The following is a 25,738-nucleotide window of genomic DNA, read 5'->3' on the forward strand; positions in this document are numbered from 1 at the left end:
ATAGCAAGCTGCTATTCCATCTCTTTTTCAACTAACTGGATGATGATGTGGATGATTTTAATATGGACTTCTTGAATGCGGTCAGCGTAGCCAAAGTGTGGTACGCGAATTTCAATATCCGCCAGACCTGCCATTTTACCGCCATCTTTACCCGTCAGAGCGATGGTTTTCATGCCTTTTGCCTTAGCCGCATCAATCGCCTTAAGAATATTACCAGAGTTACCAGACGTTGATAAACCAAACAGCACGTCACCACGGCGACCTACTGCTTCTACGTAACGAGAAAAGACAAAATCGTAACCAAAATCATTACTCACGCAAGAAAGGTGGCTTGGATCAGAAATCGCAATACCAGCGTAACCCGGACGGTTTTCACGATAGCGACCTGTTAACTCTTCAGCAAAGTGCATAGCATCACAATGCGAACCACCATTACCACAAGACAGCACTTTACCCTCTTGCTTAAACGAGTCAGCAATCATCTTCGCAGCAGCTTCAATCTGAGCAATGTTGTGGTCGTCACTTAAGAATTTATTCAGTACTTCAGCAGCTTCAGTTAGCTCATTTCTAATCAAGTCTTGGTACATAGTATTGTTCTCTTTGTTTTTTCGCCATACCTATGCGATGGCTGTTAACTCTGAGTTTACCTATAAACCGTCAACTCTGTCGATAGATGGCACATGACCACAGCACCAATTTCATCATTATTGTTGTTCAAATTGACGTTTGGCAGACAAAGTGCTGCCTAAGCCGCTTATTTTGCAATCAACTAGAGCAATTACTTGACAGATTTTACATCTGTGCAATATTTTAATTACAATTATTACTGGTATGACCTCTTACCTTGCACGTACAAATAAGAGTCAATGCCATCGCAAACTGACCCAAAACAACAATAAGTACCCAGATAAAGGAACCATCATGGACATCTTGCTCTCTCTCATCGCCTTGCTCGGCGCTATTGGTATCAGCTTTTATCAACGAGCGTCACTGGCAAAATCCCTTTTGCTAATCACCTCAGCAATGGTGCTTGGCACCCTGCTTAGTGTATTTGGCGCTATCTCATGGGCACTCTATGTCGCCACTGTGGTGGTGTTGTGTGTACCATCGATAAGACAATCGCTCGTCTCTGCTAAAGCACTCGCTGTGTTCAAAAAAGTGCTCCCTGCTATGTCACAAACCGAGAAAGAAGCCTTAGATGCAGGCACGGTATGGTGGGAAGCGGAACTGTTTAAAGGTAAGCCTGATTGGCAAAAGCTGCAAAACATCACTCCATCGAAACTCACTGAAGAAGAAGAAGCCTTTTTAGATGGTCCTGTCAATGAAGTGTGTGCGATGATCAATGATTACCAAATCACCCACGAACTGGCGGACCTTCCACCAGAGATTTGGCAATACCTTAAGGACAATAAGTTCTTCGCGATGATCATCAAAAAGCAGTATGGCGGTCTTGAATTTTCCGCTTACGCGCAGTCTTGCGTGCTGCAAAAACTGTGTGGTGTATCGAGCGTTGTCTCTTCAACAGTGGGTGTTCCGAACTCATTAGGTCCAGGTGAGCTTCTGCAGCACTACGGTACGGAAGAGCAAAAGGACTATTACCTACCAAGACTTGCCCTTGGTAAAGAGATCCCATGTTTTGCTCTAACCAGTCCAGAAGCTGGCTCTGATGCGGGCTCAATTCCAGATTTTGGCGTAGTGTGTAAAGGTCAATGGGAAGGCAAAGAAGTTTTGGGTATGAAGCTAACGTGGAACAAGCGCTATATTACCCTTGCACCTGTAGCTACTGTGTTGGGGCTAGCTTTCAAGCTTAGAGACCCAGACAGTCTATTAGGTGACAAAGAAGATCTTGGCATTACCTGTGCTCTTATCCCGACTCATCTAAAAGGTGTGGAAATCGGAAATCGCCACTTCCCACTGAATGTGCCATTCCAGAACGGTCCAACTCGTGCAAATGAGATTTTTGTTCCCATAGACTTCATTATTGGTGGTCAAAAGATGGCCGGCCAAGGCTGGCGTATGTTGGTTGAATGTTTGTCTGTTGGTCGTGGTATCACTCTGCCATCAAGCTCAACGGGTGGCATCAAGACTGCGGCTCTCGCAACCGGCGCTTACGCTCGCATTCGTCGTCAATTTAAGCAGCCTATCGGTCACATGGAAGGCATTGAAGAGCCATTAGCACGCCTTGGTGGCAATGCGTACGTGATGGACGCTGCAAGTCGCCTAACCGTGACAGGCATCGACCTAGGGGAAAAACCATCAGTTATCTCTGCCATCGTCAAATACCACTGTACTCACCGAGGGCAACGCAGCATCATTGATGCGATGGATATTGTCGGCGGTAAAGGTATCTGTCTTGGTCCTTCAAACTTCCTTGGTCGAGGCTACCAAGGTGCACCTGTTGCTATTACGGTAGAAGGTGCCAATATCTTAACTCGCTCGATGATCATCTACGGTCAAGGTGCCATTCGCTGCCATCCTTACGTGTTGGAAGAAATGGAAGCTGCTCACTCAACCGCTTCAAATGCCGTCGATAAATTTGATAAAGCACTAGCCGGTCACGTTGCCTTTACGGTCAGTAACCTAGTGCGCAGTTTCTGGCTAGGTCTAACTGATGGTCGTGGCTCTTCTGCACCACATAAAGATGTCACCACTCGTTACTACCAACAACTCAATCGTTACAGCGCCAACTTAGCTCTGCTATCGGACGTCTCCATGGCAGTGCTTGGCGGGTCACTGAAACGCAAAGAGCGCTTATCCGCTCGTCTAGGTGATATTTTAAGTCAGCTTTATCTAAGCAGTGCGACACTTAAGCGCTACGACGTTGAAGGGCGCAATAGTGAAGATTTACCTATGCTTCACTGGGGCATGCAAGACAGTTTGCTGCAAGCCGAGCAAGCACTAGATGACTTCTTAGCAAACTTTCCAAACAAAGCCATCGGCCGCTTACTACGCGTGATTGTTTTGCCTCTCGGTACAGTACGTAAAGCGCCATCGGACAAGCTCGATAACCAGGTTGCGCGTATTCTGCAAACTCCAAGCGCAGCACGTACTCGCTTAGGTTATGGTCAGTACTTCGAACCAACTGAGTACAATGCCGTTGGCCGTATTGAGCAAGCGCTAGACATCATTCTGCGCGCTGAGCCTGTATTTACCAAAGTGTGTAAAGCCATTGAGCAGCGTCGTCCGTTTACCCAACTGGATAAAGTGGCAGTGATTGGCTTAGAAAAAGGCATCATTAGTCAGGAAGAAGCACAACTATTGACCACAGCAGAAGCACATCGCCTATACACCATCAATGTTGATGACTTCTCACCGGAGGAGCTGGCAGCAAAGCCCGTTTATCCGGCGATGGAGGAAGTCGCGTAAGCTCTGAATAACGTGCGCTTAGAAACATAAAGCAAAGCCAGCAAGAAACCTTGCTGGCTTTTTTAATTCGTATTTGCGGTATATTGCTTTTTGGTCTGCCGCTATTTGGCTAATATCAACCAGGCATTTTCAACTGCATTTCTGGCAGCGAAGCCTTAATGGCTCTGCGGCGTCTGAAGAACCACCAAATCAAACCTCCCACCACAATCAACACAACATTGCCCACCGCGATCGCGATGATGGCGTTTTGACGCACCTGTTGACGATGCGCTAAAACCTGCGCTTCTTGTTCCGCTTTCTTCCTTGCCTCACGAGCTGCCTGCTGCATTTGCTCCGCTTTCGCAAGATCAATAGTGCCCACTACACTAAAGGTACGGTTTGGCAACTCAAACACTAGAGGTCGTCCGGAGGCCGATTCATTGGCATAGACGCTACCAGACCAACTATAAGTACCGATTTGATCGCTATCGTGAAATGATACTACCGTGTCATTTTCATCGTTATCTGCTTGATTCTGAGCGACGCTTTGGCTGTCATCTGGCTGTTGCAGTTCAATTGACGCGGCAAGCGAGCCCGTCTCCAGAGTCGCCGGTTCACCGCGAACCACCACCTGATGTGGAGTTTCACCTTCCCCTTGAATAAAGCGGGTAACAAATGGTGTTGGGTAGATAAAGACTTCTTGTTCAAGCGCACGCAAGAAGACTCCGTTGCCCGTGGTAATTCGTACGTTGTATTTGCCCGGTTCGACTGAGATCGGCAACTCGACGGTAAACACACCGTCACCAGAGCGCTCATCTAATCCCTCACCATTATCAAAGAACTCGCCAATCACAATAGGCACCGGCGCTATCTTTTCGCTCTGCTGGTTATTTTTCTGAGCCTGCTCTTCTAGATACCGGGTCATCACAACACGAAGGTTAACCCTATCAAGAATGTTTTCTACAATGAGCGGCTCATCGTCACTCATCAACCGAGCGGTGAACTTAAGCTTTTCGCCTTGATAAATACGTTGTGGGAGCGTCTCTGCCTTAAGACTTAACTGAGAAATGATTTGAATATTGTTTTTCGGGCTCACTTTGCCGATCGCCTGCCAAGGCCCCGGCATAGGACGCTCGATGGTAATCACATCAACGGTTGGTTCTTCTATCCAGCGGACGTGAGATGGGTGACGCCAAGCATAGTATTTTTTACCATCGGGTCTAACCAGTGTGACAGGCTTAGAGCGCTCTTGGCGATAGACTAAGAAAGTAATCCTATCGACGGTTTCATCGACTCGAAAGCGGTTGTCGAGAAAAGGCATTGAGGATTCACTCGCGACCGCACCCACTGTCAGCAATAACCACATGGCTATCGCTAGCATTATCCTCTGCATGATTCTCTCCTACTGACGCCAGAGACAACTGCCGCCTTTTTCAACGATATCTAAACGCGCACTGTGCGCATCCAATTCATCGGCAGAGGCCATCAAAACCTTTAATGATTTTCTTGAAGATGTGAGGCGCTTAATAGATTCGCCACCAGCATCACCATCTGACTGCCCCGCATTAAACTGCATTGACGTTTGACCGCCCGTCATCGCCAGATAAACGTCAGCCAAGATCTCCGCATCGAGCAATGCGCCGTGGAGAATACGTGCTGAGGTATCGATGGTGTAGTGTTTTGCTAGAGAGTCGAGGTTTTTTCTCGCCGGCATGTTTGCCATACGCTTCGCCATGGCAAGGGTATCGGTGACCTTACAATATTGGTCTGTGGTGCCTATTGAGGCATCCAACATTCCGAACTCATGATCCATAAAGCCCACGTCGAAGGGCGCGTTGTGCGCCACAAGTTCAGCGCCCTTGATGAAGTCTAAGAACTCTTCATGCACTTGCTTATAAACCGGCTTATCGAGTAGGAACTCATCGGTAATACCGTGAACGTCGATCGCGTCAGGCTGGATTGGCATGTCAGGCTTAAGGTAGACGTGAAAGTGACGGCCAGTCAGCTTGCGGTTGATGATCTCAACAGCACCAATTTCAATGATGCGATGTCCCATATAGTGAGGGCCACCCTCACGATTCATACCCGTGGTTTCGGTATCGAGTACCACGATTCGGCGCTGTTCTGGATTGTGACTGGTATTCATGGCGTTTTGTATGTCAGACTATGTAGATAAACGTTCAAGACTCTATAGTATCAAATCATGACGAAGCAGGTTGAAATTTTCACAGACGGCTCTTGTTTAGGCAACCCGGGCCCTGGCGGTTACGGTATTGTGCTGCGCTACAAGCAGAATGAAAAGACCCTAGCCAAAGGCTACACCCTCACCACCAATAACCGCATGGAAATGCTGGCCACCATTGTCGCATTACAAGCGCTTAAAGAGCCGTGCGACGTGATCCTGACCACCGACAGCCAGTACGTGCGTCAAGGTATTACACAATGGATCCATAACTGGAAAAAACGAGGCTGGAAAACCGCAGACAAGAAACCAGTGAAAAACGCTGACCTATGGAAAGCGCTCGATGCCGAAACAGCTCGTCACACGGTTGATTGGCGCTGGGTTAAAGGTCACGCAGGTCATCGCGAAAATGAGATGTGTGACGAGCTAGCCAGAGCGGCCGCGGAAAACCCAACCGAAGAAGATACCGGCTATCAGCCTAGCTAACGACAATCGCTGGACTGCTGTTTATCTGCAGTCCGATAACTGACGCTTGCGGGTGTCAGTTTCTTTTTCAAGCGCCAGTGGGGCTTGATCGGTTTTAGTGGATAGGTACGCTTTCTAGCGACGATAAAATACAAACTGCCCATTGGCGATGCCCAGTCACCAATACTACTCTCTAACCAAGTCCACATGGTGCGATAACGTTTCATTGGAAACAGTGCGTAGGTGTCGGCATACACGACTTGGTAATTAAGTACTCCGAGCCAATCTTTGATACGACCGGGAGTGAACATTCGACCACTCCATGGAAAATTGTTTTTTCGCCATGGCATCAGACTTGCCAATCCGGTAAAACTCATGGGATTAAACCCTGTCAAAATCAAATAGCCATCATCCATCATCACCCGATCAACTTCGCGCAGTAGACGGTGGGGATCTTCCGCATACTCAAGTTGATGCGACATCACGATCGCATCAAAACTCTTTTCTAAAAATGGCAATTCGTAGCGGTCAGCGATAACATTGTGAAGAGGATTTTTAATATCAAGATTGACTTGATGCTGAATATTGCAATTGCAGCTGGTTAACTCGCAGCTTAAACCACCTAACTTAAGCAGGTGATAGCCAAATAGTTTAGGGCACCACTCGTCAAGGCGCGTTTGAATCGACTCTGAGACCCAGAGCCCATTAGCGAGCTCATCCCAGGAGTGGGGATGGTCTACTTTTTTCTTGCTGCGAGCTGGTTTCATATTCGGGTAATCTCCCAAACCGAACTGGAGAAACAACAATGTTACATATCAAAAGCATACCTGCATTTAATGACAATTACATCTGGCTTATTCAAAATAACCAAAACTTGTGTGCCGTTGTCGATCCAGGCGACGCAGAGCCCGTCATTAACTACCTAGAGCAGCACGAACTTGAGCTTGTAACGATTCTTGTGACCCACCATCATTGGGATCATACCGGCGGTATCGCCAAGCTGATTGAGAAATATCCATCTATCAGTGTCATTGGTCCTGAACACTCTTCTACCGAACACCTGACCCATAGGGTAGCCGAAGGTCACCGCATAAACCTTTTCCACGAGGAGTTTCTGGTACTGAATTTGCCCGGACACACTCTCGACCACATTGGCTTTGTGGGTGATGGTAAGCTGTTTTGCGGTGATGTTTTATTCTCTGCCGGTTGCGGCCGCATTTTTGAAGGCACGCCCGATCAAATGTTCAACTCACTGCAAAAGCTCATGCTACTCCCGGAAGAAACCGAAGTGTACTGCACACACGAATACACGTTGAGCAACCTCGCTTTTGCCCTCGCCGTCGAACCACACAATGAGGTCTTGCACCAATATCGCGATGACGCGAATCAGAAAAGAGCCAAGGGACTTCCGACTTTACCTACATCGATTGCCGTGGAAAAACGTATCAACCCGTTCTTACGTACTACGCAAACCGAAGTTGTGAACTCGGTAACAAATCGCAGTGCGAATAATGATCCCTTAGCCACTTTTACCGCATTACGTGAGTGGAAGAACGAATTTTAACGTTTTGCTGCTTGTTTGGCCCAACGCCTATTAGTATTATGCTCAGCCGTTCAAGTAAGAGGTTGTAGCAAACACAATGCATAAGAAATACAGTTGGGCATTTGCCCTGTTGCTGGCTGGTTGTCAAATGACTCCGCCAGATACAAGCAGCACCACAACAGAGCCAACCAACTCTCCTGCAGAAACAGCGACAACTAAAACAACAAAGCCCGTTTCCGTTACCACTCCTGAAGTAAAACCTGCACCGAAAGCACTCACGCCTCAACAACAAGAGGATGTTTGGAAGCGTATCGCGATGCAGTTGGAGATGGAGATCCCGGACAATGCGAAAGTCGATTACTATCGCAAATGGTACATCAAGCACCCTAATCACTTAAAAACGGTCTCGCAGCGCGCTAAACCATTTTTATATCTCATTACTGAAGAGATCGAAGCACGTGATTTGCCGCTTGAACTAGCACTACTTCCCATCGTAGAAAGCTCGTTTGATGCGTTTGCATACTCACACGGCAGTGCGGCGGGTTTGTGGCAATTTGTTCCAGCCACAGGTAAAGCATTCGGCCTAGATCAAACGTATTGGTTTGATGGTCGCCGCGACGTAACGCTATCGACCAATGCTGCGCTCGATTACTTAACGCAGCTTAACCGACGCTTTGACGGTAACTGGAATCATGCAATTGCGGCTTACAACAGTGGCGGCGGCCGAGTCTCTAGCGCGATTCGAAAAAACCGCAATGCAGGTAAACCTATCGACTTCTTCTCGCTAGATTTACCTAAAGAGACCAGTGGCTACGTGCCAAAACTATTGGCTTTGGCTGATATTCTCGCCAACGCTGAGAAATACGGCGTGGACATCCCTGCAATCCCAAACCAACCTGTTCTTGAATTGGTTGAGCCTAATGAGCAGCTTGACCTAGCAATTGCTGCTAAATACGCCGGTATCTCCGTCAAAGAGCTACAGAGCTATAACCCAGCGTACAACCAATGGGCAACAGCGCCAAATGGCCCACAGACCTTGCTACTGCCTATCGACAGTGTTGATCAGTTCCGCGTTGAACTGGAGAAAAACCGTGGCAAAGGCATGCGCCTAGTTCGTTATAAAGTGAAATCTGGCGATTCACTCAGTGTCATTGCACAGCGCCACCAGACAACGACGAATGTGATTCGTAACGCGAATGGTCTAAGCAACAATAACATTCGTGCTGGTCAGCATCTGTTGGTTCCAACATCAACCAAAGACGACTCTACCTACAGCTTGAGTGCGTCGAATCGCTTAGCGAAAACTCAATCGACCTCTCGTGGTAACTACAAAGTCACCCATAAGGTAGAAAGTGGTGATAGCTTGTGGTCGATTGCGAAAGCGAACAAGGTGTCACACCAATCATTAGCAAAATGGAATGGTATGGGACCGAGAGACACATTGCGTGTCGGACAAGAGCTAGTCATTTGGAAGAATGGCGGAGATGGTGCCATCATTCGCACTATTTTCTACTCAGTGCGCAGCGGTGACACCATTAGCGGTATTGCACACAAGTTTAAAGTGCGCACTAATGACGTGGTGAAGTGGAACAGCCTACAGAAAAACAAATACCTGAAACCCGGTCAGAAGTTAAAACTGTACGTTGACGTCACTAAGACCAGCGCCTAACCGTTACTTGAGTTTAAGTTGTAAAGCCAGTCTGTTGACTGGCTTTTTTACACCTGATAATTACTCGCAAAGACTCAAACAAAAAAACGCCAAGCAGTTAGCTTGGCGTTTTCCTATTAAACTCGTCGAGTGAGCTACGTAAGGTATTCGCTATGGGCGATACACTTTAACGTTGCTGTAGCCTTGCTCTTGCAAGTACAGGGCTTGCAAACGGCTCATTACGCCACGGTCACAGTACAGCAGGTATGTTTTCGATTGGTCAAGGTCGCCAAACTTAGTGCCTAGCTTGAAGAATGGCAGATGTTTCACTTCCACATTATCAAGCTCAAGTGGACTTGCCTCTTCCTCTTCTGCACTGCGAATGTCTAGTACAATAGCATCGTTTTCAACCGATTCCACTTGCTCAACCTCCGGCGCCTGCTCTTGGCTCTCTTTCTCGATATCACGGATATCGATCATACGAGCATCACGCACCACTTGTTCAAGTACAGCGAAATCAAATTTCTCTTCTTCCGCTTCAAGCTTCGCTTTAACTGCTTTTACCGTTGGTTTGCGAGAAATCACACCACAATATTCAGGCATGGTCTTAGCAAAATCTTCAGTACCGATTTCACGTGCAAGATCGATGATGTCTTCTTTATCCCAGTTGATAAGAGGGCGAAGGATCAGCGTGTCTGTCACGCCATCGATGTGACGAAGGTTAGTCAGTGTTTGGCTAGAAACCTGACCTAGCGCTTCACCTGTCACTAGTGCTTCAATGCCGAACTTTTCAGCAAGCATACCACCAGCACGCATAAACATGCGCTTAAGGATAACGCCCATTTGGCCGTCTTCCACTTTCTCAAGGATCTCAGCAACAACCGGTTCGAAGTCTACAGAGAGGAACTTCACCTTCGCTGACGAGCCGTACTTGTTCCACAGGAAGTGAGCTACTTGTTTTACACCAATCTCGTGCGCAGGGCCGCCAAGATTGAAGAAGCAGTAATGCGTTTTTGAACCGCGTTTGATGTGCAGGTAACTCGAAACACCTGAGTCAAAGCCACCCGAGATCAAGCTCAACACATCTTCTTGCGTTCCTAGCGGGAAACCGCCCAGACCTTTATGACGCGCGATAACCTGATTCAACTTGTCGTTCGCCACTTCGATGTTAACGGTCACATCAGGCTTCGACAGCTTCACACGAGCGCTTTCTACCGCTTGGTTAAGACCGCCACCCACGTAACGCTCAAGCTCAATCGAAGTAAAGTCGTGCTTACCACGACGCTTCGCACGTACCACGAAGGTTTTTCCCTCGATACGTTTGCCATTAAGATCAAGAACTTGCTCATAGATATCGTGCATATCAGTAAAATCAGATTGCTGAACCTCAAGCACGTGATGGATACCAGGGGTTTGAGTCAGGATCTCCAATACTTCTTTATGATATTGGTCTGAACTTGCACTCACTTCAATGTGATCACGACGGTTAAACACCGCCACCGATTCCGTACGGCGCTGGATAATGATTCGCAGGTTGCACTCAAGGATCCTTGTAAAGCGCTTACGCACTGAATCGCTTTTTACAAAAATCTCTGGATGGGGCTTTACGATAAATCTCATAGTCTTTTCACATCTCGTTGCAATGCTGTCTGAGCGCGACAGTATGGGGAAACACATATCAACTGTAGTACAAATTCGCTCAACTCAGAGTGCAAACTATGAGACTTCACTGAGCGATTGTTCATTAGGGGCGCAAGTATACCCGCAACCTTTATAAGATGCGAGCAATCCACCTAATTCAAACAAAGGGCGGTACTCTGTGGTATAAAAACAGAAACGCCAGAGCTGAGCTCTGGCGCTTTTAGAAGTCACGGCAATTACTTATCCATTAGTTGCCATCAGCCGATACCTCATCAGTATACACTGGCTCACCTTGCATGATGCTGATTTCAACTCGGCGATTTCGAGCCCGTTGTCGCTCGGTATCATTCGGCCCCAGCGGCTCTGTATCGGCGACGCCGATGACTCTGAGTCTGAGGTGTGAGAAGCCTTTCACCTTTTCCATCTCCTGCGCGACCGACACGGCACGCTGTGAAGAGAGATCCCAACTTGAGCGATAAAGCTCAGAGTCGAGTGGCAGGTTATCGGTATGCCCAGAGACACGAACCTGACCAGGAATGTCTTTCACAAGATCGGCAACCTGCCTAACCAACGGTCTGAACTTCGGCTGTAAGAACGCAGAATCTTCAGGGAAGGCACCTTTTTCTTGAATACGAATAACAAGCTGCTGCCCTAGGTTTTCCACCTCAACGGCACCTTGATTGATCTCTTGCTGTAGCGCTTGCTTAATTACTTGCTCCAGCTCTTCAAGATCTTCGTTCTGCTGTTCACTCTCTGAAGACGCAGTACCAATCTGATTCTTTTGAGTACGATCAGCGGTTTGGCCTCCGGTGATCTTGCCATCATCACGCTGATTACCACCCGCTCTGTCGGAGTCACCTTCTTGAAACTCTAACGTCTGCTGAGTAATATCGATAGTTTGCTGCATGATCACATCAATTGGCGTCGGCTCTGGGCGGCCAGGTCTAAACTCTTGAGCAATAATGCTCGTGCCCTTCGGAATATCTTTCACCTCAAGGCGGTTTTGCACACCAAACGCAAACTTCATCGAACCTGCTATTTGTTTAAACTTCAGCACGTCCATTTCTGAAAACGACAGCAGAAGAACGAAAAAACACATCAACAGCGACATGAGATCAGAGAAGGTCGCCATCCAAGCGGGAGCACCTGGAGGTGGACATTTACATTTGCCTTTCTGTTCCATCACTTAATCCCGTTATTAATCATTACGGAAACGCTACTCGCCATCGAGATCAAACGCGCGCTTGTTTTCATTGATGTAATTTTTAAGGTAGCCATCGATAACGCGAGGGTTCTGGCCATCTTGAATTGCCAGCACACCATCCATTATTAGACGACGATTGAGATTCTCTTGTTCCCTACGCAAGGTTAGCTTATCGGCAATTGGGAAGAACAACATGTTCGCAAGCATCGCACCATAAAGCGTAGTGAGTAGCGCAATCGCCATCGCTGGACCGATGGATTTAGGGTCGTCCATGTTCGATAGCATCGCAACCAAGCCAACCAAGGTACCAATCATGCCCATTGCGGGCGCAACATCCCCGTAAGCTCTAAACACTGCCGCACCTTTTTCGTGGCGCTCATCAGTCAGGGCGATATCCTTTTGCATCGCATTGCGCACCACTTCTGCATCATGGCCATCAACGAGAAGATCAATGCCCTTTTGCATAAAGCTATTTTGAATGTCCATTTCCTCGAGCGCTAGAAAACCACCTTTACGCGCTGCGTCAGCCATTTCAACAATCTTAGCGATCAGATCCTCTGGTTCATCGGTTTTGAATATAAACGCTTTACTGGCGATTTTGGCGGCACCAAAGAATTGCCCTAGCGTGAATTTCATCAAGACGACAAATGTCGATCCCCCGATAACGATAAATACCGACGTAGTATCATAGTAAGTCATGATGCTGCCACCGAGCACCATCGCAATAATTATCGAAGCGACCCCACCAATGAGGCCTATCAGCGTTGCTAAATCCACTCAACACTCCATAGAAAATTTGACATCTTAGCCACTCAGACGAACCGAAAAGCAGCCCGAGTCTATCTCGTTACTTTTAGGTTATCGACCAAGTGGCCATATCTTTAAGTGATTTATGACCACAAAATCACAAAATTGCGTCGCCAACTGTCAGAACTCCTTCGCTTCCATTCGCTTTCTACAGAGAAGATAACGGCTCAGCTGGCAATATTGACGTTTTTTTTAGCAATCAAAATCCGCACAGTGGTTGTTAACAGCATTTTTCGCACCATAAGTTTGACCATCGCTAGCCGCTCATGTAACGTTCGATCATTTCATAAAAAATAAGTACGTTATGGCGACTAAGAAACCTGAGAACATGTCGTTCGAAGCGACAGTAGACGAGCTCGATACACTCGTAGAACAACTGGAAAACGGCGATCTGGCACTGGACGATGCGCTGAAGAAGTTCGAGCGTGGTATCGCCCTAGCGAGAGCTGGACAGCAAAAGCTGACCGAAGCGGAACAAAAAGTTAGCATCTTATTGGCTAAGGATGATGACGCCGATCTTCAAGACTTTACTCAGCCGTCAGAATAATTTCAAAAGTGAGTATCCCCATGATTGAGACTTTGAAGTCTTATCAAACCCGTAACAACCAGCAGCTGGACGCTTGGTTGGATGGCTACCCCTTTCAGCAACAACGACTGATTGAAGCCATGCGCTACGCCCTGCTTTTGGGTGGCAAGCGTGCGAGACCATTCTTAGTCTATGCCACTGGCTCTATCTTTGGTTGCAGTGAAGAGCAGCTCGACACACCAGCCGCTGCGATTGAGTGTATTCACGCCTATTCTCTCGTCCATGACGATTTGCCGGCTATGGACGATGATGAATTGCGCCGCGGCAAAGCAACTTGCCATATAGAATTTGATGAGGCCACCGCGATTTTGACCGGTGATGCTCTGCAAACGCTAGCCTTCACCATATTATCAGAAGGGACTTTGGCGCCATTTGCCGAGTCGCAACGTATTACTATGGTAAAAGAGCTTGCGCGTGCTTCAGGTGCTGCGGGTATGTGCATCGGCCAGGCATTGGATCTCGAAGCTGAAAACCGCCAAGTTACATTGGATGAGCTTGAGCGTATCCATCGCCACAAAACGGGCGCACTGATAAAATGCGCGGTTCAACTGGGCGCATTGGCAGCGGGCGATAAAGGTCGCGAATACTTGCCACAGCTTGAAACCTACGCTGAAGCCATTGGCCTCGCGTTCCAAGTTCAAGATGATATTTTAGACATTATTGGTGACACTGAAACCCTAGGAAAACCGCAAGGCTCTGATGTCGAACTTAACAAGAGCACTTATCCTGCATTGTTGGGGCTAGAAGGGGCTCAGCAAAAAGCCACACAGCTTTTTGAAGAAGCACTTTGTGCTTTGCAAGCGATACCCTACAATACGCAACTACTCGAAGACTTCGCCCGATACGTCATCGAGCGCAACAACTAGACTATATTAAAGCGCTAAATAACTATGACACTTGATATTTCAAAGTATCCGACACTGACATTAGCAAACACGCCAGAAGAACTTCGTCTAATGCCGAAGGAATCTCTACCTAAGCTGTGTGAGGAGCTTAGGACGTATTTGCTAAATTCAGTGAGCCAGTCTAGTGGACACTTGGCTTCCGGACTTGGCACGGTAGAACTTACCGTCGCCTTGCATTACGTCTACAACACGCCTTTCGACCAACTAATTTGGGATGTTGGCCATCAAGCCTACCCGCATAAAATCTTAACGGGTCGTCGTGAGCAACTTTCAACCATCCGTCAAAAAGACGGTCTGCACCCATTCCCGTGGCGTGAAGAGAGTGAATACGACACGCTGTCTGTCGGCCACTCTTCAACATCGATTAGCGCCGGACTTGGTATGGCGATTTCAGCTGCCAAAGAAGACAAAGACCGTAAAGTCGTCAGCGTCATTGGTGACGGTGCAATTACTGCGGGTATGGCGTTTGAAGCGCTTAACCACGCAGGTGATGTACATCCGGATATGCTTGTTATCCTAAACGACAATGAAATGTCGATCTCGGAAAACGTTGGAGCCCTAAACAATCACCTTGCTCAAGTGTTATCTGGAAGCCTGTATACTTCTATTCGTGAAGGCGGTAAAAAAGCGCTATCGGGTCTGCCACCAATCAAAGAACTGGTTAAGCGTACAGAAGAACACCTCAAAGGGATGATTGTTCCTGGAACTTTATTTGAAGAGCTTGGTTTCAACTACATCGGCCCTGTTGATGGTCACGATGTGAATGAACTGGTAAAAACGCTGAAAAACATGCGTGAACTTAAAGGCCCTCAATTCCTGCACATCATGACTAAGAAAGGTAAAGGTTATGAGCCTGCAGAGAAAGATCCTATCGGTTATCACGGCGTACCTAAGTTTGATCCGTCGCACTCAACCTTACCGAAAAGCAGCTCAAGCAAACCAACATATTCGAAAATCTTTGGCGATTTTTTATGTGATATGGCAGCTAAAGATCCATCGCTAATGGCGATTACGCCAGCGATGCGTGAAGGCTCGGGTATGGTTCGTTTCTCTAAAGAATATCCTGGTCAGTACTTCGATGTTGCTATCGCTGAGCAGCATGCTGTAACACTAGCAACAGGAATGGCTATTGCTGGTAATAGACCAATCGTCGCGATTTACTCGACTTTCTTACAGCGTGGCTACGACCAACTGATCCACGACGTTGCGATTATGGATCTGCCAGTGATGTTCGCCATCGACCGTGCAGGCCTTGTTGGTGCAGACGGTCAAACCCACCAAGGCGCGTTTGACCTTAGCTTTATGCGCTGTATTCCGAACATGGTGATCATGGCACCAAGTGATGAGAACGAGTGTCGTCAGATGCTTTACACCGGTCACATGCACACAGGTCCAAGTGCTGTTCGCTATCCTCGTGGCAGCGGTAATGGTACGGCACCAGAAGCTGAGTTTACCGCTTTAGAGATCGGTAAAGGCCGTATTGTTCGCGAAGGTGAGAAAGTAGCGATTTTATCATTCGGAACCTTTTTGGACTGCGCTTTGGTTGCAGCAGACAATCTCAATGCTACCGTGGCTGACATGCGATTTGTTAAGCCTCTCGATGAGGCGCTTATCCGTGAGCTGTGTGACAATCATGATGTGATCGTCACTCTCGAAGAAAACGCTATCGCTGGCGGCGCTGGTGCTGGGGTGATTGAGTTTATGATGAGTGAGAAGCTAATGAAGCCAGTGCTTAACCTTGGTCTTCCCGACAAGTTTATCGCACAAGGCACACAAGATGAGCTTCACGCTGAACTCGGCCTTGATGCTGCTGGCATCGAAGCCTCTATTCGCGATTACATCTCCAAGTAGAGACGCATCCACAAGTTAAGCAAAGAAAGCGACTCTAGGGTCGCTTTTTTATTGCTAGTTTGTCTCGTTCAGAAGACACAAAAAAAGCCGCAACCTAAGTTGCGGCTTTTCAAATTCATTGCATGGCAATTACGCGTTTGCTTCACGCTCAGCGATAAACTCTAGTGCCATCTTAATACGAGCAATCACACGGTCTTTGCCTACAAGCTCCATAACAGCATCAACTGAAGGTGATTGACCACCACCAGTCACTGCAACGCGAAGTGGCATACCGATTTTACCCATGCCAATTTCTAGTTCTTCGCAAACTGCAGCAATCACTTGATCTTTAATGTTTGCCGTTGTCCATTCTTCTAGTGCTTCTGCTTTAGCAAGCGCAACTTCGAGTGGTTGTTTAGCAACACCACGTAGGTGCTTCTTCGCTGCACCCGCTTCAAACTCAGAGAAATCTTCGTAGAAGTAACGGATTTGCTCAGCAAGCTCAACAAGCGTATTACAGCGCTCACCCACAAGCTTGATCACTTCTGTGATAGCTGGACCGTTTTCTGTGCTTAGCTTCTGCTCATCTAAATGCCATTGCAGGTGCTTAGCCACGTACTCAGGTTCAGATGTCTTGATGTAGTGGTTGTTCAGCCAGTTTAGCTTATCTGTGTTAAACGCTGATGCTGACTTAGAGATTGCATTCAGTGAGAACAAGTTAATCATCTCTTCTTGAGAGAAGATCTCTTGGTCACCATGAGACCAGCCTAGACGCACCAAGTAGTTGTTTAGTGCGTTTGGCAAGTAGCCTTCATCACGATATTGCATAACCGATACGGCGCCGTGACGCTTTGACAACTTAGCACCATCATCACCTAGGATCATTGCACAGTGTGCAAAAGTCGGAACTGGCGCACCTAGTGCTTCATAGATGTTGATTTGACGTGGTGTGTTGTTGATATGGTCTTCACCACGAACTACGTGAGTGATACCCATATCCCAGTCATCTACCACAACAACGAAGTTGTAGGTAGGCGCACCATCAGTACGACGGATGATAAGATCATCCATTTGGCTGTTAGCAATCTCGATACGACCACGGATTTGATCATCAAATACTACGCTGCCCTCTTTCGGGTTGCGGAAACGAATCACACATGGGTCACCATCTTTCGCCGCCGCATTAGCCGCAACGATTTTCGGGTGGTTTGCATCGTAACGAGGGATCTCTTTATTTGCTTCTTGCTCAGCACGAATCTCTTCAAGTAGCTCTTTTGGTGCGTAGCACTTATAAGCTTTGTCTTCAGCAAGTAGCTTGTCGACCATTTCGTTGTAACGATCAAAACGCTTCGACTGGTAGTACGGACCCTCGTCCCACTCAAGTCCCATCCACTGCATACCTTCAAGGATCGCATCTACCGCTTCCTGAGAGTTACGCTCTAGATCCGTATCTTCAATACGTAGAACGAATTCACCGCCCTGGTTTTTAGCAAATAACCAAGAGTAAAGTGCAGTACGCGCACCACCGACGTGAAGATAGCCAGTTGGGCTTGGAGCAAAACGTGTTTTAACCGTCATCGAAAGTACCTTATTGTCAACGTCGCACAATGCTTGTCATCGTGCGTTGCAAATTTTGGGCGCTATTTTATCACCTTACACTAATTCTACAATCTCTATACCTAAATGAGATGAAACCGCTTGACCTTACCCTTGAGGGAAGGTTTATGTTTACCGTTAATGAACAAGTATCGAGGTTGGTTATGGTCACTTATACGCTCAATTTATCAGGCTTATCCTGTATGGGTTGCGTAAAAAAAGTTCGCAATGCATTGGAGCAGGCTTCGACTGATATTGAAATCAAACAGCTTGATAAGCACGCTTTAACTGTCTCGACGGATGCCCATATCGATGACATTATCCAGCCTATCGCCAACCTAGGTTTTGAGGCGAAACCTGTACGACATTTTGAGCTCTCGGGTCTTAACTGTGGCAAGTGCGTCGACAAGCTTCAGGCTCAACTTGAAACGCTTGATTCAAGTACTATTATTGCGCTAAGTAAGCAATCACTTACTATTGAATCAAATCTTGATGTTAATCTCATCCAAAACAACATTAAGCAAGTCGGCTTCCAAGCCATATTAAGCGATATCCCGCAAGGCGATATTGCTAGCAATGAGCTAAGCCATACGACAGAAAGTACGATCGAAAATACGCCTCGCGAATCTGTGAAAACTTCAGCCACCAACTCACCGGCTTCTTCTCAATCAGCCTCCAGCATTCAACTACTGATTCAAGGGATGACATGTGCCAGCTGCGTTTCGTCGGTTGAAAAAGCGCTGCAATCGGTAACTGGCGTCGACAAAGCGAGAGTTAACCTTGCAGAACAAAGCGCGTTAGTACTTACTAGCTTAGCCAACTCTGAGATTGAACAACCACTGCTTCAAGCTGTCAGAGAAGCTGGCTATCAAGGTGAAATAGTTGAAGACTTAGCCTCAACACAGAAAAAACAGCAGCAAGCACTACAGCAGCATCAAGCGCTGCAAAAACGCAATACGATGTGGGCATTGGCCATGGGCGCACCTCTTATGCTGTGGGGTGTACTCGGTGGCAGCATGACGATACAAAACTCAACAGATCAGCTTGCGTGGGGCGTTGTTGGCTTGCTGTGTCTGTGGCTTCTTGCCACCGCTGGTCGTGCCTTTTATGCCAACGCCTACCAAGCCCTCAAACACAAACGCGCAACCATGGATACATTAGTCGCCCTTGGCACGGGTGCAGCCTGGCTTTATTCCATGCTCGTTGTGATCATGCCATCTTGGTTTCCAGAAGCATCACGCCATATCTATTTTGAAGCGAGCGCGATGATTGTCGGTTTGATCTCCCTCGGTCACTTTATTGAAGCGAAAGCGAAAGCGAAAACCAATCAATCCTTACAGGCATTGATGAACTTGCAGCCTCAAGTCGCAACGGCCATTGTCGATGACCAGGACGTCACACTTTCTGTTAGTGACATTCAGCTTGGTATGCTGCTGCGCATTAAACCGGGAGAAAAAGTGCCCGTTGATGGAGAAGTCATTGAAGGTCACAGCTATCTTGATGAGTCGATGTTGACGGGTGAGCCAATCGCAGCTTTAAAAGGTATTAAGGATAGTGTTTCCGCAGGAACGGTAAATACCGATGGAAGTTTGGTGATCAAAGCGACTGGAATTGGCGCAAATACCATGCTTTCGCGAATCATCCATTTAGTGCGAGACGCTCAAAGCAGTAAACCAGCCATCGCCAAGCTTGCGGACTCTATTTCCTCGTTGTTCGTTCCCATTGTCGTTGCGATTGCACTGCTTTCTGCCTTGGTCTGGTTTTTCATCGGGCCAGAGCCAAAGGCGAGCTATATGCTCGTGGTGACCACCACAGTACTCATTATTGCATGCCCATGTGCTCTTGGGTTAGCGACGCCGCTATCCATCACTGTCGGTATTGGTAAAGCCGCCCAAGCAGGCATACTGATCAAAGATGCGGATGCGCTGCAAAAACTAAGCAAAGTCAATGCAGTAGTATTTGATAAAACCGGCACCTTAACGCTTGGGCAACCAAAAGTGCAAGCTGTCCATCCTATCGGTATTAGTGAAACAGAACTGGCAAAGTGGGTCGTGCCACTCGAAAAGCGCTCGGAACATCCGCTAGCTAAAGCTGTCACTGACTATTGGAGTGACGCGAATACCCTTGAGCCAGAGCAATTTGAGAACCTCAAAGGTAAAGGCGTGCAAGGCATCGTTGACAGCAAGCAAGTAGTGATTGCCTCAATCAATCACATTAAAGCACTAGGGGTCGACCTACAGGCACTTGAAGTCCCTCTTGCTCAGGCCGCCAATCAAGCACATACACCAATCGTTGTTGCTATCGATGGTCAAGCTGTCGCATTAATTGCAATTGCAGATGGGATAAAAACCGATGCCGCGAATGCCATCAACTCTCTAAAAGCACAAGGCATTCACACTATTATGCTGACTGGCGACAACCAGCATGTTGCTAGTGTGATTGGAGAACAACTGGGCATAGATGAGGTCATTTCTGAAGTACTGCCGGACGAAAAAGCCGCGCACATTGCCTCACTAAAAGGCCGCTATCAACATGTTGCTATGGTAGGCGATGGCATTAACGATGCACCTGCACTTGCGCTAGCTGATGTGGGCATTGCAATGGGCACTGGCAGTGATGTCGCCATTGAAAGTGCTCCTATGACGCTACTCAACAGCAATCCAGCGAGTGTCAGTTATGCCATCTCGCTATCCCGCGCGACGGTACGCAACATTAAACAAAACCTATTTGGCGCCTTTATCTACAACACCCTAGGTATCCCTATTGCCGCGGGTGTGCTGTATCCTCTGTTCGGATTTTTGCTAAGCCCCGTTTTTGCGGGAGCAGCAATGGCACTTTCGTCGATTACTGTCGTAACTAATGCTAATAGGTTAAGAAAGTTTCAGCACAAAGGCTAACCGTTGCTATGAGCGACATTAATAACATAGCAACTCATTGTTTCTAAGAATAATTACTTAAAAGGAAGAATTATGTCGACCACTAAACGAATGGTAAAACTGGCCACACTATCACTGGCCGTATTCACTGGTTCGGCGTTTGCGACCAACGTACTGACCTACAAATCGCCTTACTGCGGCTGCTGTAAGGACTGGGTGACTCACATGGAAGACACGGGTTTTACCGTTACTGTAGAAGACCACAAAAACATGAACCCGATTAAGCAAAAGTTAGGGGTAACACCAGAGCTCGCTTCGTGTCACACCGCGGTGATTGGTGACTACGTATTTGAAGGCCACATTCCAGCAGACGATATCAAAGCATTTTTAGACAACCCACCTAAAGGCGCGAAAGGGCTAGCAGTACCTGGCATGCCAGTAGGCTCACCAGGTATGGAGTATGGCGATCAAAAAGACCCTTACCATGTCTATGCTTACAATGAAAAAGGGCAGGTTTTTTCTTACCGCTCGCATAACATGTAGTCAAAAGCGCCCACGTTACCGTGGGCGCTTTTACATTGGGCCATTTTCAGATTGAACGACTCCAAGGTTTAACAAGCCGTCTAGAGCAATGCGTTAGAAATGGTAGCTACCACCGACAACAAACGCCGAGTTTGCGGTACCACGTGGGTAGTAAGGCGTTCTAAAGTGCCCTTGGCTTTTGTATTCAAAATACGGCTGAAACGCGTATTTCGTGAGCGTGAGCCTAAACTCATGATCCATCGCATTATCGCGATAGTTGTAATATGGGTAGTAAGCGCCGCCCATATGAATCACATTGTTATAGTGTAATTTAATAGGATGTGATTTCAGTTGGTATGCGATCTTGTTGTCAAAGCGATAATCGATGTCTGGCTTATAGCCCAAACGGTCATGCTGCGCATAGGCTTCCACACGTGTACGGTGACTGAGAGATACTCCCTCATCAAAATCATAACCAATCTTAAACAATGGTCGATACTGCATCGTCTCACCAAGTTGCATCAAATGCTCGTACCCAGCTCCTAGCCAAAAATTTTTCGACATTTGAAACTTTTGCTCAATCCCCAACGTCGTCAGAGGTGCACGTGCTGAGTGACCGTAATAGACATTGTCATGGTGATGATGGTGACTGTGTGGCGTTTGACCGATTGGAATATCTTCAATCTTAAAGCGTACTGTTGTATCGGTATCAAACGTGTGACCCGCTTCCATTTTAGCGGTGGTCTTTGATTCATAGAGATAGGTACTGTTGAATTGGATGTTGCCCTCGATATACGAGGAAGCAGCACTTGCTGCTATTGAAAAAAGTAAAGAGCAGACGGCAATAGTGGCGCGCATTTATCTAGCTTCCTATTAGAAATTTGCAGCGATTGTGCGGCACGACCAACAGTAGGGCAAATACTTACAATGTAAGGAAGATGTAAACATAAAACATTAAAAATCATACAGTTAACTACAAAGAAGCCAAATACGGCTTTAAACGTCAGGTCAACGTTAAGGTTTTATTTAAAGTTGACACTGTTAAGACCTAACGTGTCATTTTACGACCACACTCTGCTCAAACAAACACCACATCAATTAAAGTAATTTCTCATTAAAATAGTAAACATCAAACATTAGTATTTTTTACGCACTTATAAAATACAAAAAAGGCTCCCAATTTGGGAGCCTGAATCAATAGGGTCAAATTACGACTTAGAATCCGTAAGATGCACCAAATACCAACGCGTTGTTTTCGTTGTTAGCTTGATTACGGTACTCGATGTATGGTTGAACACCGCTACGTGTCCAAGTTGCACGAAGCTCGTGGTCCATAGAGTTGTCAGCATCGCCTTGCTTAATTACGTAAATGTTGTTGTAGCTAACCGCTAGAGGCTGATCTTGGAAAGAGTAAGCGATTTTGTTATCTAGACGTGTTTCGTCGTTAGTTTTTACACCGCCACGTACGTCATCTGCTTGGATGTGGTGACGAGTACGGTTGCTCAGAGAGATACCGTTATCGAAGTTGTAACCGATTTTGATAAGTGGACGGTACTGGAAAGTTTCACCCGCTTGAATTAGGTGGTGGTAACCGGCTGCTACCCAGAAGTTGTCATTGATGTTGAACACTTGCTCAGCACCCAGAGTAGTGAATGGTAGCGGGCGATCTGCATCGCGCACATCACCTAGAGGGATTGCATCGATTTCAACCAAAAGAGTCGTGTTTGAATCAAAAGTATGACCCGCTTCTAGTGTAGAAGTTTGTTTTGCGCCTTGTAGGTAAGAGTCATGGAATTGAACGTTACCTGTTACGTAAGAAGAACCTGCGAATGCGCTTGTTGATGCTACTGCTAGAGCGGTAAGAGCGAGAACTTTTTTCATGGTTAGAACACCTTTAATTAATTGTATGTGGGCGACTTATGTTGTCGTCTTGTTACATTGCCGTTTTGGCTTGAGCACAATATAACGACATTTAATTCGCACCAACAAATAATAAGCGCCCTTTAGTGATCCTTATCACCAATAACAAACCAAATAAAATATAAAACCAACCAAAACAACAGCTTAAATCAAAACAAAAACCAATATCTATTTTTGTAAAGCGATGTAACCAGATCGCCATCACGAAAAAAGTCCTACTTATATACAATTCGTAGTTAGAATGGCAGAAAATTGTAGGTGTCAGCCTAACAATAGACGCTAAAACTGTGATCTTGGTGATGTATTTTAGAAAAAACAACGCTGTTTTTTAACGGGCAATACCACTTAATTCACGTCAAAGTATAAGTAATAAATACCAGACTTAGTCGGCTAAGAGGTAACAAAGCCGGCTACCGTCGTGTCAAAAGCAATCGAGCAACCACTAAGATTCAACCGTGAATAGTTTAAGTTTTTAAACGCTCTTGCATCCATTTTGTCATGTAAGATGATGCTTTTATTGCTGCATGTTTTAGAACTTCTTCCCCATATCCAAAGCACTTGATATTCTTTGGTTACCCCTTATTTTCATTGAGCCTAAAAATGCTAGTCGTCTCGCAGTTCATTTGGTCAGCTTTTAGACTACGAAAACTAGTTTTGATGTTTTCTACATTGCTGATTTCGTTACATTCTTTTGGTGTACTCGCTGAACCATTATTGTTTCAAGCTCAAAAGGGCACTCAAACTCTATACCTATTTGGCACTGTTCACGTGGGTTCAAGGTCTCTGCAAGCCATAACACCGCAGGTAGAAAATGCACTAAAGAAGAGTGATGCTCTGGTTTTAGAAGCCAAACTCGGTGGCAACATCCATTTTCCCAGCCGTATTGCTCATCCCGTCAGAGATGTACTAACGAGCAGCGAGCTTGAACAACTCAATAGCATTGCCTCACAAACCCAACTGAGTCTCGACATGCTAAAAACTCTCCCCTCATGGCAAGCAGCGCTAGTATTGCAACAACATGTGTTTTCAGAGCTCGAATTGCACTCAGAATTTGGCGTTGAACGTCAGCTCAGTCACTGGGCACAGCATCATTCTTTACCGATAAAAGGGTTTGAATCCCTACAATTTCAGATCAATTTACTTGCCGAACAGCCAAAAGGCGGTAAGCAAATGCTGCTGCAAACAATTGATGCATGGCCTTATACCGAAAACAACATTCAATGTTTGATGAGGTCATGGCTCAGTGGGGATATCACCAACCTTGAAGCAATGTTACAAATCGATAGTGAAAACGATGACTTTTACCAACGATTTCTTGTCGATAGAAATCAAGACTGGGTTAAGAACTTAACGACATCACATGGCTATCAGAACGGTACTTTTTTCATTGCTGTTGGGGCGCTGCATTTAGTTGGAAAGGAGAGTGTAGTGGCATTATTAGAGAAGAAAGAATTCTCAATTAAACAAATAAGTCATTCCGAAACTGCATACTGCAGTATCAAACCACATGCATAGCGTCTTATTTTTAAGACAATATCTTCGATTAAATCTGTCGCTATCAAAGGAAATACTGTTTTTTAGTCCGAATTCAACTGCGAAGTGCGACACTCGCCAATATCAAGCAGCCAATACCATTTCTTTAATAACAATCGCTGGTTGCTTGAAGTCTAAACACTTTTTCGGTCGATAATTTATCCGCGTTAAAGCGAATTCAATATCGCTGTCTGTGACCGTTGTTAGATCGGTTCCTTTCTTCACATATTGCCTCAGAAGACCGTTAGCATTTTCATTAGCTCCACGCTCCCAAGAACTATAAGGGTGGGCAAAGTACACATCAGCCTCCAACTCCTTTGCGATGATTTCATGACCCGCAAATTCCCTCCCATTATCTGCTGTGATGGTATGGACATGCTCCTTGTATGGCGTGAGCAGCTCTATGGTTGCTTTGGTCACATCATCCGCTGACTTGGATGGCACTTTCTTTACTACATAAAACCGTGTTTTACGCTCTAAAATAGTCACCATAGCGCCAGTGCCGTGCTTGCCTAATACGGTGTCAATTTCCTAATCGCCAAATCGCTCCTTACTGTTAACAATACTTGGTCTATCATCGATAGAAATCGCATTTTTGATCGCTGGGGCTTTCTCTTTTTTACCGCGATGATACCGCTTGTGACCTTGCCTCAAGTGACGGTATAACTTGCCGCCCGAGCGTTTATCCTGCGCAACAAACCGATAGCTCCACTCATGGCTGACAGCGGCACCGACTTTAGTTAACACATTGGAGATCTGCTCTGGACTCCAATCTGACTCTAAAAGGACGCGGATAAAATCAACACGCTCCGGAGGTATTCTGTATTTACGCGCTGAGATACGTTTTTTGATTGACAACATCTGAGCTTCAACTGGGCAGTAATGACTTCCCTTGCGACCCCGTTTAAGCTCTCGGTACACTGTAGAGCGATGGCACTGAAGTGTTTTAGCTATTTCAGAAACCGAAATTCCCCGTTCCAAAAGAGCAGAAATCTGGTATCTTCTGCCCTCGGTCAACTGCTGATAATTCATGGTAGTAATGCTTGTTTCTTTGGCGAGAAGAGCGTACCACTTTCAGCAGTTGGCTTCCTCTTCTACACTTTTCCATGAATGTCGCACTTATTATCTGAAATCG

General features: G+C 46.5%; 20 protein-coding genes and 1 pseudogene. 10 read left to right on the forward strand and 11 right to left on the reverse strand.

The window, feature by feature from the left end:
- Positions 1-11: 11 nt before the first annotated feature.
- On the reverse strand, positions 12-587 hold the full coding sequence (gene lpcA / locus ACJB0T_RS17650; RefSeq protein ID WP_353496873.1) for a D-sedoheptulose 7-phosphate isomerase: 576 nt from the start codon (positions 585-587) through the stop codon (positions 12-14).
- A 334-nt stretch (positions 588-921) separates the two neighbouring features.
- On the opposite strand from lpcA, the gene fadE reads away from it, so the two are divergent.
- A complete protein-coding gene (fadE, locus tag ACJB0T_RS17655; RefSeq protein ID WP_479291103.1) occupies positions 922-3,366 on the forward strand; it encodes an acyl-CoA dehydrogenase FadE in 2,445 nt (814 codons plus the stop codon).
- Between the two features lie 115 nt (positions 3,367-3,481).
- On the opposite strand, the gene ACJB0T_RS17660 is transcribed toward fadE, so the two are convergent.
- Positions 3,482-4,738 (reverse strand): TIGR03503 family protein, encoded by a 1,257-nt coding sequence (locus tag ACJB0T_RS17660; RefSeq protein ID WP_479291106.1) that lies wholly within the window; start codon positions 4,736-4,738, stop codon positions 3,482-3,484.
- A gap of 9 nt (positions 4,739-4,747) precedes the next feature.
- Positions 4,748-5,491 carry a DNA polymerase III subunit epsilon gene (gene dnaQ, locus ACJB0T_RS17665; RefSeq protein ID WP_112459665.1) on the reverse strand — a complete coding sequence of 248 codons (744 nt, stop codon included), beginning with the start codon at positions 5,489-5,491 and terminating at the stop codon, positions 4,748-4,750.
- A gap of 57 nt (positions 5,492-5,548) precedes the next feature.
- Between dnaQ and rnhA the strand changes: the two genes are divergently transcribed.
- Complete coding sequence (rnhA, locus tag ACJB0T_RS17670; protein WP_479291108.1) at positions 5,549-6,013, forward strand: ribonuclease HI; 465 nt, start codon at positions 5,549-5,551, stop codon at positions 6,011-6,013.
- Here the strand turns inward: rnhA and ACJB0T_RS17675 are convergent.
- Positions 6,010-6,759, reverse strand: coding sequence for a class I SAM-dependent methyltransferase (locus tag ACJB0T_RS17675; protein WP_479291111.1), 750 nt, complete (start codon positions 6,757-6,759; stop codon positions 6,010-6,012). The genes rnhA and ACJB0T_RS17675 overlap by 4 nt on opposite strands.
- A 38-nt stretch (positions 6,760-6,797) precedes the next feature.
- Here ACJB0T_RS17675 and gloB point away from each other — a divergent pair, with 38 nt between their 5' ends.
- The gene (gene gloB, locus ACJB0T_RS17680) at positions 6,798-7,556 is read left to right on the forward strand and encodes a hydroxyacylglutathione hydrolase (protein ID WP_479291113.1); all 759 of its coding nucleotides are present in this window, start codon (positions 6,798-6,800) and stop codon (positions 7,554-7,556) included.
- A gap of 76 nt (positions 7,557-7,632) precedes the next feature.
- Positions 7,633-9,204 carry a lytic transglycosylase gene (locus tag ACJB0T_RS17685; RefSeq protein ID WP_479291117.1) on the forward strand — a complete coding sequence of 524 codons (1,572 nt, stop codon included), beginning with the start codon at positions 7,633-7,635 and terminating at the stop codon, positions 9,202-9,204.
- 150 nt (positions 9,205-9,354) lie between these two features.
- On the opposite strand, the gene thiI is transcribed toward ACJB0T_RS17685, so the two are convergent.
- The 3 genes from thiI to pomA form a co-directional block, all read right to left on the reverse strand.
- Entirely contained in the window at positions 9,355-10,803 is a 1,449-nt protein-coding gene (gene thiI, locus ACJB0T_RS17690) for a tRNA uracil 4-sulfurtransferase ThiI (protein ID WP_479291119.1), read from the reverse strand.
- A gap of 268 nt (positions 10,804-11,071) precedes the next feature.
- Entirely contained in the window at positions 11,072-12,007 is a 936-nt protein-coding gene (locus ACJB0T_RS17695; protein WP_479291121.1) for a flagellar motor protein MotB, read from the reverse strand.
- 33 nt (positions 12,008-12,040) lie between these two features.
- Entirely contained in the window at positions 12,041-12,805 is a 765-nt protein-coding gene (gene pomA, locus ACJB0T_RS17700) for a flagellar motor protein PomA (RefSeq protein WP_353496883.1), read from the reverse strand.
- Between the two features lie 334 nt (positions 12,806-13,139).
- Here pomA and xseB point away from each other — a divergent pair, with 334 nt between their 5' ends.
- From xseB to dxs, 3 genes are read left to right on the forward strand one after another with little or no spacing between them, the layout of a single operon-like run.
- On the forward strand, positions 13,140-13,382 hold the full coding sequence (xseB, locus tag ACJB0T_RS17705; RefSeq protein ID WP_353496884.1) for an exodeoxyribonuclease VII small subunit: 243 nt from the start codon (positions 13,140-13,142) through the stop codon (positions 13,380-13,382).
- A 20-nt stretch (positions 13,383-13,402) separates the two neighbouring features.
- Positions 13,403-14,287, forward strand: a complete 885-nt coding sequence (ispA, locus tag ACJB0T_RS17710) for a (2E,6E)-farnesyl diphosphate synthase (RefSeq protein WP_479291123.1) — start codon at positions 13,403-13,405, stop codon at positions 14,285-14,287.
- A gap of 24 nt (positions 14,288-14,311) precedes the next feature.
- Entirely contained in the window at positions 14,312-16,177 is a 1,866-nt protein-coding gene (dxs, locus tag ACJB0T_RS17715) for a 1-deoxy-D-xylulose-5-phosphate synthase (protein ID WP_479291124.1), read from the forward strand.
- Positions 16,178-16,306: 129 nt separating this feature from the next.
- Here dxs and gltX read toward each other — a convergent pair whose 3' ends face one another.
- Positions 16,307-17,734 carry a glutamate--tRNA ligase gene (gene gltX, locus ACJB0T_RS17720; protein WP_479291125.1) on the reverse strand — a complete coding sequence of 476 codons (1,428 nt, stop codon included), beginning with the start codon at positions 17,732-17,734 and terminating at the stop codon, positions 16,307-16,309.
- A gap of 182 nt (positions 17,735-17,916) precedes the next feature.
- Here gltX and ACJB0T_RS17725 point away from each other — a divergent pair, with 182 nt between their 5' ends.
- Both ACJB0T_RS17725 and ACJB0T_RS17730 read left to right on the forward strand, forming a co-directional pair.
- Positions 17,917-20,649: a heavy metal translocating P-type ATPase gene (locus ACJB0T_RS17725; protein WP_479292308.1), complete on the forward strand. Its 2,733-nt coding sequence runs from the start codon at positions 17,917-17,919 to the stop codon at positions 20,647-20,649.
- Between the two features lie 72 nt (positions 20,650-20,721).
- On the forward strand, positions 20,722-21,171 hold the full coding sequence (locus tag ACJB0T_RS17730; protein ID WP_479291126.1) for a DUF411 domain-containing protein: 450 nt from the start codon (positions 20,722-20,724) through the stop codon (positions 21,169-21,171).
- A gap of 93 nt (positions 21,172-21,264) precedes the next feature.
- Here the strand turns inward: ACJB0T_RS17730 and ACJB0T_RS17735 are convergent, their stop codons facing one another.
- Together ACJB0T_RS17735 and ACJB0T_RS17740 are read right to left on the reverse strand one after the other, a co-directional pair.
- A complete protein-coding gene (locus tag ACJB0T_RS17735; RefSeq protein WP_479291128.1) occupies positions 21,265-22,008 on the reverse strand; it encodes an oligogalacturonate-specific porin KdgM family protein in 744 nt (247 codons plus the stop codon).
- A 357-nt stretch (positions 22,009-22,365) separates the two neighbouring features.
- Complete coding sequence (locus tag ACJB0T_RS17740) at positions 22,366-23,031, reverse strand: oligogalacturonate-specific porin KdgM family protein (RefSeq protein WP_479291130.1); 666 nt, start codon at positions 23,029-23,031, stop codon at positions 22,366-22,368.
- Positions 23,032-23,727: 696 nt separating this feature from the next.
- On the opposite strand from ACJB0T_RS17740, the gene ACJB0T_RS17745 reads away from it, so the two are divergent.
- The gene (locus ACJB0T_RS17745; RefSeq protein ID WP_479291134.1) at positions 23,728-24,585 is read left to right on the forward strand and encodes a TraB/GumN family protein; all 858 of its coding nucleotides are present in this window, start codon (positions 23,728-23,730) and stop codon (positions 24,583-24,585) included.
- Positions 24,586-24,687: 102 nt separating this feature from the next.
- Here the strand turns inward: ACJB0T_RS17745 and ACJB0T_RS17750 are convergent.
- A pseudogene (locus ACJB0T_RS17750) lies at positions 24,688-25,635 on the reverse strand (IS30 family transposase).
- Positions 25,636-25,738 lie beyond the last annotated feature (103 nt).

The sequence above is a fragment of the Vibrio sp. CB1-5 genome (assembly GCF_059412285.1).

Excerpts from the sequence above, each read along its gene's own strand:
- dnaQ (WP_112459665.1), bottom strand. The coding sequence starts at position 5,491 with ATGAATACCAGTCACAATCCAGAACAGCGCCGAATCGTGGTACTCGAT.
- lpcA (WP_353496873.1), bottom strand. The coding sequence starts at position 587 with ATGTACCAAGACTTGATTAGAAATGAGCTAACTGAAGCTGCTGAAGTA.
- gloB (WP_479291113.1), top strand. The coding sequence starts at position 6,798 with ATGTTACATATCAAAAGCATACCTGCATTTAATGACAATTACATCTGG.
- ACJB0T_RS17695 (WP_479291121.1), bottom strand. The coding sequence starts at position 12,007 with ATGGAACAGAAAGGCAAATGTAAATGTCCACCTCCAGGTGCTCCCGCT.
- ACJB0T_RS17740 (WP_479291130.1), bottom strand. The coding sequence starts at position 23,031 with ATGAAAAAAGTTCTCGCTCTTACCGCTCTAGCAGTAGCATCAACAAGC.
- rnhA (WP_479291108.1), top strand. The coding sequence starts at position 5,549 with ATGACGAAGCAGGTTGAAATTTTCACAGACGGCTCTTGTTTAGGCAAC.
- ACJB0T_RS17745 (WP_479291134.1), top strand. The coding sequence starts at position 23,728 with ATGTTTTCTACATTGCTGATTTCGTTACATTCTTTTGGTGTACTCGCT.
- ACJB0T_RS17685 (WP_479291117.1), top strand. The coding sequence starts at position 7,633 with ATGCATAAGAAATACAGTTGGGCATTTGCCCTGTTGCTGGCTGGTTGT.
- thiI (WP_479291119.1), bottom strand. The coding sequence starts at position 10,803 with ATGAGATTTATCGTAAAGCCCCATCCAGAGATTTTTGTAAAAAGCGAT.
- ACJB0T_RS17660 (WP_479291106.1), bottom strand. The coding sequence starts at position 4,738 with ATGCAGAGGATAATGCTAGCGATAGCCATGTGGTTATTGCTGACAGTG.
- xseB (WP_353496884.1), top strand. The coding sequence starts at position 13,140 with ATGGCGACTAAGAAACCTGAGAACATGTCGTTCGAAGCGACAGTAGAC.
- ACJB0T_RS17725 (WP_479292308.1), top strand. The coding sequence starts at position 17,917 with ATGGTCACTTATACGCTCAATTTATCAGGCTTATCCTGTATGGGTTGC.
- ACJB0T_RS17675 (WP_479291111.1), bottom strand. The coding sequence starts at position 6,759 with ATGAAACCAGCTCGCAGCAAGAAAAAAGTAGACCATCCCCACTCCTGG.
- ACJB0T_RS17735 (WP_479291128.1), bottom strand. The coding sequence starts at position 22,008 with ATGCGCGCCACTATTGCCGTCTGCTCTTTACTTTTTTCAATAGCAGCA.
- ACJB0T_RS17730 (WP_479291126.1), top strand. The coding sequence starts at position 20,722 with ATGTCGACCACTAAACGAATGGTAAAACTGGCCACACTATCACTGGCC.
- ispA (WP_479291123.1), top strand. The coding sequence starts at position 13,403 with ATGATTGAGACTTTGAAGTCTTATCAAACCCGTAACAACCAGCAGCTG.
- fadE (WP_479291103.1), top strand. The coding sequence starts at position 922 with ATGGACATCTTGCTCTCTCTCATCGCCTTGCTCGGCGCTATTGGTATC.
- gltX (WP_479291125.1), bottom strand. The coding sequence starts at position 17,734 with ATGACGGTTAAAACACGTTTTGCTCCAAGCCCAACTGGCTATCTTCAC.
- dxs (WP_479291124.1), top strand. The coding sequence starts at position 14,312 with ATGACACTTGATATTTCAAAGTATCCGACACTGACATTAGCAAACACG.